At 43.4% G+C, this 14,452-nt stretch carries 12 protein-coding genes, 2 tRNA genes and 1 pseudogene; 9 read left to right on the plus strand and 6 right to left on the minus strand.

Annotated elements, in window-relative coordinates; translation table 11 throughout:
- Nucleotides 1–80: 80 nt before the first annotated feature.
- On the minus strand, nt 81–1,490 hold the full coding sequence (gene gltX / locus ISG33_RS07080; RefSeq protein WP_195732777.1) for a glutamate--tRNA ligase: 1,410 nt from the start codon (nt 1,488–1,490) through the stop codon (nt 81–83).
- A 220-nt stretch (nt 1,491–1,710) separates the two neighbouring features.
- Between gltX and ISG33_RS07085 the strand changes: the two genes are divergently transcribed.
- From ISG33_RS07085 to ISG33_RS07120, 8 genes and pseudogenes are all read left to right on the plus strand, one after another.
- Nucleotides 1,711–1,786 (plus strand) — tRNA-Val (locus ISG33_RS07085).
- Nucleotides 1,787–1,813: 27 nt separating this feature from the next.
- Nucleotides 1,814–1,889, plus strand: a tRNA-Val gene (locus tag ISG33_RS07090).
- Between the two features lie 107 nt (nt 1,890–1,996).
- A complete protein-coding gene (locus ISG33_RS07095) occupies nt 1,997–2,335 on the plus strand; it encodes a hypothetical protein (protein WP_195732778.1) in 339 nt (112 codons plus the stop codon).
- Between the two features lie 122 nt (nt 2,336–2,457).
- Nucleotides 2,458–4,263 carry an ABCB family ABC transporter ATP-binding protein/permease gene (locus ISG33_RS07100; protein ID WP_195732779.1) on the plus strand — a complete coding sequence of 602 codons (1,806 nt, stop codon included), beginning with the start codon at nt 2,458–2,460 and terminating at the stop codon, nt 4,261–4,263.
- Between the two features lie 27 nt (nt 4,264–4,290).
- Nucleotides 4,291–4,509 (plus strand): annotated as a pseudogene (locus ISG33_RS17065) (DUF3820 family protein); the annotation flags it as partial.
- Between the two features lie 147 nt (nt 4,510–4,656).
- A complete protein-coding gene (locus ISG33_RS07110) occupies nt 4,657–5,073 on the plus strand; it encodes a hypothetical protein (protein WP_195732781.1) in 417 nt (138 codons plus the stop codon).
- Nucleotides 5,074–5,347: 274 nt separating this feature from the next.
- The gene (locus tag ISG33_RS07115) at nt 5,348–6,157 is read left to right on the plus strand and encodes a glycoside hydrolase family 11 protein (protein ID WP_195732782.1); all 810 of its coding nucleotides are present in this window, start codon (nt 5,348–5,350) and stop codon (nt 6,155–6,157) included.
- Between the two features lie 126 nt (nt 6,158–6,283).
- Nucleotides 6,284–7,327 (plus strand): hypothetical protein, encoded by a 1,044-nt coding sequence (locus tag ISG33_RS07120; protein WP_195732783.1) that lies wholly within the window; start codon nt 6,284–6,286, stop codon nt 7,325–7,327.
- Nucleotides 7,328–7,362: 35 nt separating this feature from the next.
- Here the strand turns inward: ISG33_RS07120 and ISG33_RS07125 are convergent, their stop codons facing one another.
- The 3 genes from ISG33_RS07125 to ISG33_RS07135 form a co-directional block, all read right to left on the minus strand.
- Nucleotides 7,363–8,709 (minus strand): class II 3-deoxy-7-phosphoheptulonate synthase, encoded by a 1,347-nt coding sequence (locus ISG33_RS07125; RefSeq protein ID WP_195732784.1) that lies wholly within the window; start codon nt 8,707–8,709, stop codon nt 7,363–7,365.
- Between the two features lie 93 nt (nt 8,710–8,802).
- Nucleotides 8,803–9,612 carry an ABC transporter ATP-binding protein gene (locus tag ISG33_RS07130; RefSeq protein WP_195732785.1) on the minus strand — a complete coding sequence of 270 codons (810 nt, stop codon included), beginning with the start codon at nt 9,610–9,612 and terminating at the stop codon, nt 8,803–8,805.
- A gap of 52 nt (nt 9,613–9,664) precedes the next feature.
- On the minus strand, nt 9,665–11,305 hold the full coding sequence (locus tag ISG33_RS07135) for a glycerol-3-phosphate dehydrogenase/oxidase (RefSeq protein WP_195732786.1): 1,641 nt from the start codon (nt 11,303–11,305) through the stop codon (nt 9,665–9,667).
- Between the two features lie 205 nt (nt 11,306–11,510).
- Between ISG33_RS07135 and glpK the strand changes: the two genes are divergently transcribed.
- A complete protein-coding gene (gene glpK, locus ISG33_RS07140; protein WP_195732787.1) occupies nt 11,511–13,001 on the plus strand; it encodes a glycerol kinase GlpK in 1,491 nt (496 codons plus the stop codon).
- On the opposite strand, the gene ISG33_RS07145 is transcribed toward glpK, so the two are convergent.
- Both ISG33_RS07145 and ISG33_RS07150 read right to left on the minus strand, forming a co-directional pair.
- A complete protein-coding gene (locus ISG33_RS07145; RefSeq protein ID WP_195732788.1) occupies nt 12,998–13,990 on the minus strand; it encodes a FecCD family ABC transporter permease in 993 nt (330 codons plus the stop codon). The two genes, glpK and ISG33_RS07145, sit on opposite strands and share 4 nt — an antisense overlap.
- The gene (locus ISG33_RS07150; RefSeq protein ID WP_195732789.1) at nt 13,977–14,444 is read right to left on the minus strand and encodes a low molecular weight protein-tyrosine-phosphatase; all 468 of its coding nucleotides are present in this window, start codon (nt 14,442–14,444) and stop codon (nt 13,977–13,979) included. The genes ISG33_RS07145 and ISG33_RS07150 overlap by 14 nt, the downstream gene beginning before the upstream one ends.
- Nucleotides 14,445–14,452: the final 8 nt, after the last annotated feature.

The raw sequence follows: 14,452 nt of genomic DNA on the forward strand, positions 1-14,452 counted from the left end.
TGCGAGCTATATTCTTCGCTACAGTTCCGTGACAGCGGGGCGCATTCTAGGCATCTCGATTAATTATGTCAACGCTTTTTTTAAGAATTTTCTCTATTTGCTATGTAAATAAGCGCCTTGTCGATTCTTTGAGCAACTTGCTCTTTATTCATCAAGTTAAGTGTTATATCCAGAGATGGTGAATTGCCCCCTCCGGTCACCGCAACGCGCAATGGCATGCCTATTTTGCCCATACCTACTTCTAATTCCTCTGCTGTATCATTAATACACGCCTGAATAGATTCTGGATTCCACTGCGCTATGTTCATGAGATTTTTCTTAATGGTCTCAAGAGCTGTTTTTGCTACCGGACGAAGATGTTTCTTCGCTGCCTTTTCATCGAAGCTATCGTAATCACTATAAAAATAGCTACTGATTGCCGCTAACTCCTTTAGCGTTGTTACGCGCTCAGCTTGAACGGCAATAACACTTTCCAAAGCAGGGCCGACAGAAGTATCAATACCTTGCTCATCGAAATGCCATTGTGCATATTCAGCCACTTCAGATGCTGGCAATGTTTTTATGTAGTGTTCGTTTAACCAGTTTAATTTTTCGGTATTGAACGCACTCGCCGACTTGCTGATAGAGTCAAGACTGAAGTGTTCTATCATTTCTTCAACGCTGAAAACTTCTTGGTCACCATGTGACCAACCTAATCTAACAAGATAATTAAGTACGGCTTGCGGTAGATAACCGTCATCGCGATATTGCATTACGCTCACTGCACCGTGTCTCTTAGACAGCTTTTTACCATCATCGCCTAGTATCATAGAAACATGGGCATATTCTGGAATAGGCGCGCCAAGGGCTTTCAAAATGTTAATTTGGCGTGGCGTATTGTTAATATGATCTTCACCGCGTACCACGTGAGTGATACCCATATCCCAATCATCTACCACAACACAAAAATTATAAGTGGGCGCGCCATCGCTTCTTTTTATAATCAGATCATCTAGCTCTGCGTTGGCAATTTTGATTTCACCTCGAACATGATCTCTTATGACAACCTCACCATCTAAGGGGTTTTTAAATCGGATAACAAAGGCTTGATCATTCGGATGATCAGTTCTGTCACGCCACGTTCCTGGATATCTTGGTTTCTCACCAGCTTTTTCTTGAGCTTCGCGGATACTGTCTAATTCTTCACTGCTCATAAAACACTTATAAGCCAAGCCTTTCTCAAGAAGCTCGTCGATGAGTTGATTGTAACGATCGAAACGTTCCGTTTGATAAAATGGGCCTTTGTCATGAACTAAACCCAGCCACGACATTCCATCGAGGATGGCTTGCTTAGCATCGTCAGTAGACCGCTCTAAATCAGTATCTTCAATTCTCAGTACGAATTCGCCACCTTGGCTTTTAGCGTAAAGCCAAGAATAAAGGGCGGTTCGTGCACCACCAACGTGAAGGTATCCAGTTGGACTGGGAGCAAAACGAGTAACTACTGTCATGACTAAAATGTTCCTATAAAATAATTGCGGGTAGTTTACCGTTTTATATAGACGGTAAAAAGTAGCTAACACTAGATTAATGCGAATCAGGGTAATATCAGCCCCTTTCGAGTGAAATTTAAACGTTTGATACTATTTTTTTAAAATGATGTTGACAGATTCTTTCGCAACTCTATAATACGCCCCCACTTGCTTAGCAACACAAGCAAGGAAGAAAAACGGACGCTTAGCTCAGTTGGGAGAGCATCGCCCTTACAAGGCGAGGGTCACTGGTTCAAGCCCAGTAGCGTCCACCATTTTTCTTCAAACATGTCAGATATATCGGACGCTTAGCTCAGTTGGGAGAGCATCGCCCTTACAAGGCGAGGGTCACTGGTTCAAGCCCAGTAGCGTCCACCACTTACTTTATGTAATACCGATACGGCAACCCATGGTTCAATTGCTTCACAACGAGCCAGGGCAGCAGCGTCCACCACTTCCTTTATGTAATACCAATACGGCAACCCATGGTTCAATTGCTTCACAACGAGCCAGGGCAGCAGCGTCCACCACTTACTTTATGTAATACCGATACGACAACCCATGGTTCAATTGCTTCACAACGAGCCAGAGCAGCAGCGTCCACCACTTTCTTTATGAAATACCGATACGACAACCCATGGTTCAATTGCTTCACAACGAGCCAAGGCAGCAGCGTCCACCACTTCCTTTATGTAATACCAATACGGCAACCCATGGTTCAATTGCTTCACAACGAGCCAGGGCAGCAGCGTCCACCACTTCCTTTACATAATACCGATACGACAACCCATGGTTCAATTGCTTCACAACGAGCCATCGACTGAAGGCTTAATTGACTCAAAAATATAAGAAAAGCAAAATTATTCTGAACGTATAAGGCCCTTTTAAAGTACACTACAAGCATCTAAACTATCTAACTTGGTGCTTGTGAAAGCAGTATTTACCTATGCGTCCATCCCGCTTTTCTACCCCCTCTGATGAACCTGTAAATTGGTCTGTTTTGACCAAGCTCTGGCCATACCTAACCGAGTTCAAAACGCGAGTTTGGCTAGCAATATCGTGCTTAATAGCAGCTAAAGTGGCTAGCGTTAGTCTTCCTTTTGTACTTAAACATACCGTCGACAATCTCAATCTAGATACCACAAAAGAGATTATAATGGGGGCAACCTTAGGCTTAATTATCGCCTATGGTGTGTTACGCCTAGCCAACGTATTATTCGGCGAGATTCGCGATACCTTATTTGGGAGAGTCACAGAAAGAGCCATGCGCAGACTCGGCCTAACGGTATTCAATCATCTGCACAAACTCGATCTTAACTTTCACCTTTCACGCCAAACCGGAGGTCTCTCCCGAGATATCGAACGTGGCACAAGCGGCGTGAGTTTTTTAATGCGTTTCTTGATTTTCAATATTGGCCCTACCCTATTGGAAATTGGCTTGGTAATAGGCTTGCTGTTTTATAACTACGGGCTGAGCTTCGCCTTGGTAATCTTGATATCGGTAGTGCTTTATGTCTTTTTTTCGATGAAAGCTACTGACTGGCGCACTCGCTTTGTAAAGGAAGTGAATCAGGCCGACAACAGCACGACTTCACGTGCCATTGATAGTCTACTTAATTACGAAACGGTGAAATACTTCAACAATGAAAAGTTTGAAGCTAATCGCTACGATACCGATCTTGCATCTTGGGAAACGGCGCGTCGTAAAAATCGCTTGTCGCTATTCGCGTTAAATGGCGGTCAGGCCTTTATTATCGCTGGCGCAATGACTTCAATGATGGGACTTGCCGCGATTAATGTAGCCAATGGTAATATGACTATTGGTGACTTCGTGCTAGTCAACGCATTCACTATGCAGATATTTATGCCGTTGAACTTTCTGGGTTTCGTCTACAGAGAAATTCGCGGCTCATTAGCTAATATCGAGAATTTATTTAACCTACTCGAAAAAAAGCCTAGCGTTGTTGATCAAGCAAAGGCTTCAACACTCGTTGTTAACCAAGCCAAAATAGAATTTAAAAACGTCAATTTTGCTTACAATGAAAAAAGGCAAATACTCAAGAACGTGAGCTTCGCAATTGAACCTGGCACCAAGGTTGCCGTGGTTGGTGAAAGTGGTGCGGGTAAGTCTACTTTAGTGAAAATGCTATTTCGCTTCTATGATCCAACATCTGGCGAGATCTTGATCGACGGTCAAAATATATCAAGATGCACTCAGGATTCACTTCGGCAGCATATTGGGATTGTTCCCCAAGACACAGTGCTTTTCAACGATACGCTCTATGAAAATATTCGCTATGGTCGCCCTGATGCAAGTGAAGACGATATTAGTCAGGCAATAAAGCTCGCGCATTTAGACGACTTCGTCAATCGCTTACCCGACAAAGGGAAAACGCAAGTTGGTGAACGTGGTTTAAAACTCAGTGGCGGCGAAAAACAGCGCGTCGCAATCGCTAGAACGATCCTTAAACGTCCACCAATTATGGTGTTTGATGAAGCGACATCCTCTCTTGATTCTCAGTCTGAACAGGCCATACTTAATGCATTACGAGCTATTGCTAAAAATTACACGAGCTTGATGATCGCGCATAGACTTTCTACTATTATCGATGCTGATAACATCATCGTGATGGATAAAGGCAGTGTGGCCGAGCAAGGCACTCATCAAGAGTTGCTATTAAAAGAGGGTATTTATGCTCGTTTATGGCAGGCGCAGCAAAAGTCACAAATAACGATGTCGAATCAGGAATAAACTACGAATAGGCTAATAACAGTAGCAATGGATATCACACAAGAACATCAGCAAGAATTGATTACGCTTATCAATACGCAAATGCCATTTGGTAAATATGCAGGCACAAAGTTATTAAACTTGCCCGAGCCATATCTAGTGTGGTTTCACAAAGAGGGCTTTCCTCAAGGTAAATTGGGTGAGCAACTGGCAGCAATGTACGAAATTAAACTCAATGGCTTGGAGCCTATCTTACGTCCCTTATTATACGAAAATAAGCATAAGCAAGCATTTCAAAAACCTAACACTGTGCCATCAGAAGTTAAGCAAGAAACGATTACTAGCGACAAGCTAGCCCAGATGCGTGAACGCGATAAACATCGCTTTTAGCCTAATACTTGGCTGCACATAACTATGACTTTTACACCATCAAGACAAAAAATTCGTGCAAATCGGAAAGCGCCAGCAAGTCGATTGTCGAGAAGTCAATATGCGAAAGTAGCGGTTAAAGACAAAGGAATTGATCATCAAATACTAAGCTTGCACCAAGCAATGGCGAAAAAATGCTTGGAACAACCCTGTCTATTTAATCACGTTATTGAACGCATAGAGCGACGTTATCAAGCGAAGCAAATGCGCTATGGCGCCTACCTCACTTGGCTCGCTATTCTTGATTTGCGCGACTCACCCGAGTTATTTCTCGACGCCTTGTTAGAGAAGTCGGTTAAAATGCGTAATTTGCGCCGCGCCACTGTTTTTACGCAAATACTAAGTGAAGAAGAGCGCGTTGATATCATGAGCAAACTCAATAGCCAAGCCGAACAAGACTAGACAAAAGTCTAACGAGAAAATTAGGCTAAGGTGTCGGATATCATTATCTAATTTATTATTCTACTTTCGAAAATTCTCAAAAATGCTGTTTCTCTGCAATTACTATTGACGAAAAATCCTATCCACCTTATTTATTGCTAAACATTTTATTAACAATTTTCACAAATTTAACACAAAGACTGTTCTTACAAGGACGCTTGTAATAAATCGTAGTCCGCCGTTTTGAGTTAATAAACGCATTAACATGCATTAACTAAAAAATAAGGAAACACATATGAAAACTAATATTTTTGCCCTCGCGTTTGTGATTGGCGCAGCTTTCGCAGCAACACCAAATAACGCGCAAGCAGCCAGCATTACAAAAACCATTTGTGACCCAGCTGCAGATTCACAAAGCGGTTTTGGATCAGGTACCTATCGCGGTCATTTCTATTCGTGGTTTGAGTTAAGTCAAAACGACATTCGCAATTGTGATACTAAAATCGGTTTTTACAACGATCCTGGCCGTCATTTTAGAGCAGAATGGGATATGGCGCGCTCATGGGGCGAGGATGCTGTTGGCGGTTTAGGTTGGAGCAGTGGTTCTCGTGACCGCAAAATAGGTTACAACGTAGGTGAATTAACGACTAACTCTAATATCCAAAAAGCACTTGTTGCGCTTTATGGTTGGTCTTGCCGCGGTAACACATCGCAAGAGTATTATGTGGTGGACACTTGGAAAGGCCCAGGTCAGTTTGTACCTTGGGATGAGAATCGCGGTGCGCCAGCGCAAGGCAAAGGAACAGTGCGAGCAAATGGCGCTACCTATGATGTTTACGTAGTGGATAGAAATGGCGCACAATACTGCGGTAATGGCGAAAGCAAAGCCTTCAAACAATTTTGGAGCGTACGCAGAGGCCCTACTTCAATTGGTAACAACCAGTCTATGGACTTTCGTCCACATGTTAATCGCTGGGACAATTCAGACCTAGGTTTCGACCGCCGTGGTTTAGGTGGTGGCTATCAAATCTTTGCTGTGGAAATCTTTGGGGATGCTAACGTAAATCATAAAGGTGCAGTTGATGCGTCGGTTTGGTTGCGATAAGTAGCCATCAGTGAATCAATCGGGCGCTCTGTTAGTTTTATAAAGCTTGTAACAAGCACAAATTAGCAGAGCGTTTTACAAAGAAGTGTACTCCTCGCTATTAAGTCATTAAACAGGAAAGCAAAAATGAAAAGCCTTGCAAGTTATCTACTTTTTGCAGCCGTATTTTTTATTATTGGCTATCAATATGCGATTTATAAAACAAGTTCACAGCAACTAGAGAGCTTAAAGGAAAGGCATATCACCAGCTCAGAGAATATACTAAACCCTTCAGAAAGAGTTGATACAGCCAACAATGACCAGCACCAGAAAGTAGATCTTGCTGGTTCATATTCTCAGACAAAGAACAAAGCTCGACAAAACAATACTAAAGAAATGCTGAACATGAATCAGCGTAATGACATCGACACCATGTTTGAGGACTATATTCGCTTTAAAAGTGCTCTAACTACCAATCAACTCGATTCGAAACAATCAAAAACTGAATTGAGAGCTCGCTACGATAAAATACGAGAGGCCATCGCTCAACAACCGTCGATGACCTATGCTTTGGCTGAGTCATTACTAGCTTTTGATGCAAATTCTGCTGAATTCTTTACCCTACTTTCTTTAATTAAAAGTGCTGGAGATGAAAATGCCGACGCAGCCATAGAACAAGCAATTGAGCAATTTAGTGGCCTATCAGATGAAAACTCAAAAAATGCAACGGTGTCTTTACTACACAGCAAAACATCCGGAAAGCTTGCTCAGCATCACATCAATTCTCTAGTTGATATATCTTTATCACCTCAGACAAAGCTGAACACGCAACTAAACGCACTTGACCTTCTGCAGACCAATCATTTAACACATCACGAAAGAAAACAGATAACAGAGGGTTTGAACACGAGGCTTCTCAATGCTAAACATGTTGACGAGGAAGCTCTTATACTAGCGCAACTTATTCGACTTTCTAAAAATGCTGAGAAAAGTAGCTTACTCGCAAACTTGCTTAGCCCGAATACAAGTGACTCCCTGCGCATCTCGGCACTCAACAGCGTGGGAGAACTAGAGCCTTATTACCGAAACACCCTTCGAAGTGAGTTAGCGAGCATAGCAGAAAACCCTGATGACGAGTTGAAACTGCAGGCGCGAGAACTGTTACAGCACGAATTCGAAACTACTGACTAGCGCTATTGCTAGCCAGCATTAACGAACACTATTAATTATTTAGCTGCCTTGAGGTGATCTGCAACTAAAAATGCCATTTCCAATACCTGATCAGCGTTTAATCGAGGATCGCACTGGGTCTGGTAAGCTTGAGACAAGTCGTCATCACCAATTTTGTAGGCACCACCGGTGCATTCAGTGACGTGCTGCCCCGTCATTTCAAGATGAATACCGCCAGCATGTGTGCCTTCTGCTTTGTGAGCATCAAAGAACTGCCTAATTTCACTTAAAATAGCATCGAAGTTTCTTGTTTTATAGCCACTGGAGGACGTAATAGTATTGCCATGCATCGGGTCAGAACTCCATACAACATTTCGACCCTCTGCTTTTACTCGGCGAAGCAAACGTGGCAAGTTATCACCAAGTTTCGTTGCCCCCATTCGAGTGATTAGGGTTAAACGGCCAGGTATGTTGTTTGGGTTTAGGGCATCAATTAAACGAATCAACTCGTCTTCTTGCATGCTCGGCCCTACTTTCACACCAATTGGGTTATTGATGCCACTGAAAAATTCCACGTGAGCATGGTCGAGTTGCCTAGTGCGCTCTCCTATCCATAACATATGCGCAGAGCAGTTATACGGCTTCCCGGTTAAGGTATCAATACGAGTAAGTGCTTGTTCATAGTTCAGCAGCAATGCTTCGTGAGAAGTAAATAGCGACGTTTCATGCAGCGCACTATTATTTTGTGCGTTTATACCGATTACATCCATGAAAGATAGGGTGTCTTGGATACGTTCAGCCATATCTTGATAGCGTTCTTTCAGAGGATTATTCTCTAAAAAGGCCATATTCCAACGATTCACCTGATGCAGGTCGGCTAACCCGCCTTGAGCGAAGGCACGCAATAGATTAAGCGTAGCCGCGCTGCGATGATAAGCATCAACCAAGCGATTAGGATCGGGTTGTCTGCTGGCTTCTGTAAACTCGAACCCATTTATAATATCACCACGATAACTCGGCAGCGTCACACCATTGATGGTTTCATTGTCTGATGAGCGTGGCTTGGCATACTGCCCTGCCATTCTAGCCACCTTGGTCACTGGGCATCTACCGCCGAAGGTAAGCACAATTGCCATTTGTAGAATAACTTTAAAAGTATCTCTGATTTTCGGCGCGTTGAATTCGTCAAAGGATTCAGCACAGTCTCCGCCTTGTAACAGAAAACCTTTACCTTCACACACATCGCCGAGTTGCTTAAACAGTTGACGAGTTTCTTCAGCAAACACCAGTGGAGGATAACTACCTAGTTTCGCCTCAACGTCCTTCAATAAAGCTTGATCTTGGTAGGTAGGTTGTTGAAGAATAGGTTTCGATCTCCAACTATCGGGTTGCCATTGACTCACTGCATTTCCTTTTCTAATGATGTTTTAAATGTACTGTTTGGATGCAAGCACAACTTGCATAGTCGACGATAATTTGCGACGCGCTATAGAGTATCATAAGCGCTCAGTGTTGGGGCTTCTGACAAATAACTTTTCGCTATTATTTACATCATTAAATTCGGTGAAAGGGTAATCGTACAAACGACTCAAATTCTCTGACGTCATTTGTTGGCGACATGGCCCGCTAGCGAATACTTCTCCCTGTTTAAGCATAAGAACATGGCTTGCATACTGCAATGGCACATTAACATCATGTACGCTTAAAATTATAGTATTGCCGCGCTTTGCTAGTCGCTGCAAAAACTCAAGGCAAGCAGCCTGAAAAGCAACGTCCAAGGCTTGCAATGGCTCATCGAGTAAAACAATACCAGAGCCCTGAATAAGCGCAGGCCAAATTTGCAAGAGTGCACGCGTTACTTGCAAGCGCTGTAACTCCCCACCGCTCAAACAGCTGACGCGCTTGTTAAGTAAACGCTCAACATCAAATGCATGTTCTATGTCTTTGGGCAAGGTTGAACATGAAGTAGAGGAATCGAGATTTTGCCAATAGTCTTTGGGCCAATCAACGTAGAACTGAAGCAGTTCAATAGCGCTCAGATCAAAAGCTAAGCTACAGTCTTGTTGAAGGTAAGTTCTAAATGTTGCAAGGCGAAGATTATCATCGGCCTGCATCTCACCGACATTTAACTGCCCTTGCGCGGGCGCAATCAAGCCTGCAATTAAGTCGAATAATGTACTTTTTCCCGCACCATTTTGCCCTAGAATATGCCAACACTCACCGGCAGCAAAAAAAGCCGAGACTTGGTGCAAGCGGTCGTCGAGTGATACATTTCGAAACACGACGTTGTTGAGTTCTTTTTGCATTGTTGGCTCTATTTGACTTTGATTGCCTCTAATTGGTCGTTATTGGTCTCTATTATTTGACCGAGGCGACAGGCGTTCCAGGATGATCTGCAAGGACTTTGTTTACATACTCTTGACGCTTTTCTTCAGCCTTGTCTCCGAATAGTATTTCACAAGCCTCTATCATGCCAGGTGTATTGACTATTTCAGTCTTACGTAACACCATCTCAATCTTCGAACGCCGACGCACAAAGTCTTCGAGGTGGGTGATCATCTCTCTGCGCGCTGCATAGTGAACTTCTGCACGAAGGTACTCTGCATTTTTCATTAACTGTTCGGCTTGCGTCGGATCTCGTTGAATTTCGTCGAGTATCTGCAAAGCATGAATATCATAACGACGCCACAATCGAGTAGTGAGTTTTTCAGAACTATAACTTGGGGTCATATCGTCGAGTCCGATCAACGCTGCCCGGTATTCAAATTCTTTTTTAATGCTAGACGCAGACTCACCGTACCATATCGCGTCTTTGTGTGGCAGTTCAATACCGAGTTCGGCGACAATATCAGCAATTTCCTCACCCACGTTTATGCAGTCGGTAAGTTTGCCGCCAAACACACTTAAATAATTCTCGGCATGATTGACATCAATAGCATGCTTGCGCGATAGCTGTACCCAGTCTGCGTCGCCTTTTCCGTCTTTAACAGCCAACGGGCGAACGCCACAGCGCTCAGAAATAATGTCAGCACGAGTGAGCTTATTGTCCAGATCAAGCAATGCATTCACATTGTCCAAAATGAAATCGCGATCTTCCTCTGTTACCGATGTATTTGGGTCAGTTACTTGGTTGTCGGTGGTTCCCAAACATGTTTTTTGCCCCATTGGTATAACAAAAAACAGTCTGCCATCAGAAGCAAAAAATGCCAGCACCTTATCAACTTTCGTCAACTTATTTACAATGAGGTGCACGCCTTTGGAAAACAAATGCTTGTGTTCGGTTTTTTGCTCCACTAATTCATTATATGGGTCAACCATCGGACCACAAGCGTTGATAATGGAGGTAGATCGTATGGTAAAAGTCTTCCCCGTTTCTTGGTCTGTTGCCTCCGTATGCCAAAGCCCATCGACTCTTTTACTAGCGTTTGCGCCTACATAATTAGTCACTATTGCGCCATTATCCATTGCACTTCGCACAAAGTTAAATACAAAGCGAGCATCGTTATCGTGTAGAAACGCATCAGAGTACTCGAAGCCACCCTGAGCGTTCGATATATCGATAGCAGGCTCCAATGCCTTGATCTTCTGAGAAGACAAAAATCGTGGGCTTTGGGTAAAAAATCGTCCCATCAGCCAGTATAAACAAGTGCCCATGAATACGAACCAAGCAGGGAAGCGAAAGCCTTTCTGTAGCGTGGTGAGAAAACGAATTTCTTGCACTGTTGATGGGTAGCTGCGCATCAGGTGATTGCGACTTTTACATAACTTATTTACTAAGAGGTACTCGTGATTTTCAAGATACTTAATACCGCCCCAGGCAAGATTCGACGAATTAGACGAGGTTTGCCCAGCAAAATCACCTTTATCAATCATCGCAACACTCGCTCCTTTGCGAGAGAGTGAAGCAGCCGATACAGCGCCATTTATTCCTGCACCCAACACTAAGACATCAAAAACTTCTTCTGATAGCTTATTAATGTTAGTTTCTCTTAAAAGCATGTTTAATCCATTTTCTAGGTAAATGTATTGCTAGCGCCCGATGTTTCGCTAGTACGAGACATAGTTTGACTCTCAACTCAGTCTAAATATGATATATATGATTTATTATTCTTTCAAGTACTGATAGTATTTTATCAAGCTTAAAAGTGGCAACATATCTTGAACACTTTTTAAACGACAAAATAAACAAAACAGGACTTCGCTTATGTCATCAAAAAAAGGAATACTTTCGATCGACCAAGGTACGACTTCTACTCGTGCAATCGTGTTTGATGTAGATGGTAAAAAAGTGTCTAGCTCACAAAAAGAATTTTGCCAATACTATCCAAACAATGGATGGGTTGAGCATGACCCCGAGGAGATTTGGAAAACAACCTTAGAAACCTGCAAAGATGCAATTCAGATTGCACAAGAAAAAGGCATAAGCGTTGAAGGCATAGGTATTACCAACCAACGTGAAACGACTCTGGTTTGGGATCGCACAACTGGCAAGGCAATATATAACGCCATTGTCTGGCAAGATCGACGCACAGCAGCCTACTGCAATAGCATAAAAGACAGAGAAGCCATGCTTAGCGAGAAAACAGGTTTGCTTCTTGACCCTTATTTTTCAGCCTCTAAAGTAAAATGGCTCCTCGATGAAGTAGAAGGAGCTAGAAAGCTTGCCGAAGCAGGAAAACTTGCCTTCGGTACTATCGACACCTTTTTGATATGGCGTTTAACTGGCGGCGAAAAACACCTTACAGATACCACCAATGCAAGTCGCACAAATCTATTCAATATTCATACTCTACAGTGGGATGACGAGCTACTTTCAATGTTTGATGTTCCGCCGTCGGTATTACCCAAAGTGATGCAGTGTGCAGATGATTTTGGTTGCACACAAACACAGTTGTTTGGGAAGTCACTGCCAATTGCTGGTGTAGCAGGAGATCAACAAGCAGCATTAATTGGTCAATGTTGCTTTAATCAAGGCGACTTGAAATCAACCTATGGTACCGGTTGTTTTGCCCTATTGAATACTGGGGAAAAAGCGCTTAGTTCACAGCATAAACTTCTCACTACCGTAGCCTATAGTATTAATGGTGCAACAACCTACGCCTTAGAGGGCAGCATTTTCACCGCAGGTGCCAACATTCAGTGGCTACGCGATGGCATTGGCGTAATTAGTGATGCAGCCGAAAGCCAAACGCTTGCGGAATCTTTGGATTACGATCATGGTGTGGTGCTCGTCCCTGGATTTGCAGGTTTAGGCGCACCGCATTGGAATCCTGAAGCCCGAGCTAGCTTGTACGGCATGACGCGCGGAACATCTCAAGCTCATTTCGCAAGAGCCGCATTAGAGGCTGTTTGTTATCAAACTTACGATTTACAGCAAGCCATGGCAAGTGACGGAGTGCCCTCGTCGAAAGTACTGGTAGATGGCGGCATGGTGGCAAATGATTGGCTGTGTCAGTTTTTATCAGATATCTTACAGGTTGAAATACAACGTCCTAGCAACATGGAAACGACCGCAATAGGTGCAGCCTATCTTGCTGGCTTGCAGTTAGGCCTATATAAAGACCTAGACAGTATCGCGGCTCAGAAGCATATCGAAAGCACCTTCAGCCCAGCGATTGATAAGAGCCTGCGTGAAAAGTTGTTAAAAAGATGGCAAAAAGCCGTTGATGCAACCCTGTCTTTTGCTGACGCTTAAGATTCCGTGCGTTGCTTTAGTAAGCTATAAATGAAAAGTGGGCCGCCGATACTTGCTGTTAACATTGAAATGGGTACGACGAAGTCGAAAAGTAACTCATTAAGCACACCGGTAGCAAGTAAGATTGTGGCGCCTATGATTGCTGATAGCGGCAATACTAAACGATTGTCGTGCCCCCATATTTGCCTCACGAAGTGAGGCGTAAGCAAGCCCAAAAAGGCAATGCTGCCCGCAATCGATACACTCGTTCCTACTAACAAAGCGGCCAAAATTAATATCTGTTTTTCAAATAGCTTTGGGTTTAACCCTTTTAACTGAGCGGCCCCCTGCCCTAGATAAAGCCAATTCAGCGCCTTGGCTCGAGCTAGTAACAGAATTGCACTTACTATTAACACTGGCGCAGCAAAGGCTAAGCTAACGAAATTTGTATTATGTAAGCTTCCCATCAGCCAAAAACTGAGATTTTTTATCGACTGAGGTGGCGCATAAATAAAGAGCCAACCGATCAATGCCCCCGAAACAGTAGATATTCCAATACCTGCGAGAATCACTGAAGCCATCGAAGCTCTTAACTTTTTTGCTAAGGCAAAAATAAGAAAGCTACTGATCAATGCACCAATGAAACAAGCAATTGGCAACAGATAATAGCTCAGCGCAGGAAAGTGAGATACAGAAGCCGACAGTGCCCCTGTGAGTAAAACAATGGCAGCCATCAAACTTGCGCCAGCGCTTATGCCAATGATACCAGGGTCGGCCAAGGGGTTTCTAAGTAACACTTGTAAGGCAGCTGAGCTGAGAGAGATTGATGCACCGACTAAAATAGCTGTTAGCATAATGGGCAACTTGATATGCACAAAAATATGTTGCTCGAGCGGATCCACTAACCAAGCAAAACCGTCTAGGCTGGTGAAAACTAGCAGAACACTTGCAAGCAACAATAAGGCGATAAATATTGGTTTAGTGGTGCTTACATAGCTATTTTGCTTCATTCAATTTATCGAGCAAGCAATCGCTCGCCTCTTCGATCAGATCGAGTACCAACTCAAAACCACGTTTACCGCCATAATAAGGGTCGGGTACTTCTTCGAAGTCGCTGTTTGCATAGTCGAGGAAAAGCTTAATTTTATGCTGCAACTCTCTGGGACATTTGCGCTTTAGATCTTTCACATTGGCATTATCCATGGCGATAATGTAATCAAACTGACTAAAATCATCCTCTTTCACTTTTCGGCATTTAAGACGTGACAGATCGTATCCACGGCTTAATGCAACCTCTTGTGAACGCTTGTCTGGAGCAGCCCCATGATGATAACCAGCGGTTCCAGCAGAATCGATAGAGAGTGCTAAGCCTCTTTGTTTGGCTTTTTGGGCGAAGACACCTTCAGCCGTGGGTGAACGACAAATATTGCCCAAGCAAACAAACAAAACTGAGGGTGAAGACATTGTTTCTA

Source organism: Marinibium conchae (assembly GCF_015595035.1).
Lineage (GTDB): Bacteria > Pseudomonadota > Gammaproteobacteria > Enterobacterales > Alteromonadaceae > Glaciecola.

What these genes read in the sequence shown, in the direction of transcription:
- gltX (WP_195732777.1), bottom strand. Translation starts at nt 1,490, where the DNA reads ATGACAGTAGTTACTCGTTTTGCTCCCAGTCCAACTGGATACCTTCAC.
- ISG33_RS07095 (WP_195732778.1), top strand. Translation starts at nt 1,997, where the DNA reads ATGGTTCAATTGCTTCACAACGAGCCAGGGCAGCAGCGTCCACCACTT.
- ISG33_RS07100 (WP_195732779.1), top strand. Translation starts at nt 2,458, where the DNA reads ATGCGTCCATCCCGCTTTTCTACCCCCTCTGATGAACCTGTAAATTGG.
- ISG33_RS07110 (WP_195732781.1), top strand. Translation starts at nt 4,657, where the DNA reads ATGACTTTTACACCATCAAGACAAAAAATTCGTGCAAATCGGAAAGCG.
- ISG33_RS07115 (WP_195732782.1), top strand. Translation starts at nt 5,348, where the DNA reads ATGAAAACTAATATTTTTGCCCTCGCGTTTGTGATTGGCGCAGCTTTC.
- ISG33_RS07120 (WP_195732783.1), top strand. Translation starts at nt 6,284, where the DNA reads ATGAAAAGCCTTGCAAGTTATCTACTTTTTGCAGCCGTATTTTTTATT.
- ISG33_RS07130 (WP_195732785.1), bottom strand. Translation starts at nt 9,612, where the DNA reads ATGCAAAAAGAACTCAACAACGTCGTGTTTCGAAATGTATCACTCGAC.
- ISG33_RS07135 (WP_195732786.1), bottom strand. Translation starts at nt 11,305, where the DNA reads ATGCTTTTAAGAGAAACTAACATTAATAAGCTATCAGAAGAAGTTTTT.
- glpK (WP_195732787.1), top strand. Translation starts at nt 11,511, where the DNA reads ATGTCATCAAAAAAAGGAATACTTTCGATCGACCAAGGTACGACTTCT.
- ISG33_RS07145 (WP_195732788.1), bottom strand. Translation starts at nt 13,990, where the DNA reads ATGAAGCAAAATAGCTATGTAAGCACCACTAAACCAATATTTATCGCC.
- ISG33_RS07150 (WP_195732789.1), bottom strand. Translation starts at nt 14,444, where the DNA reads ATGTCTTCACCCTCAGTTTTGTTTGTTTGCTTGGGCAATATTTGTCGT.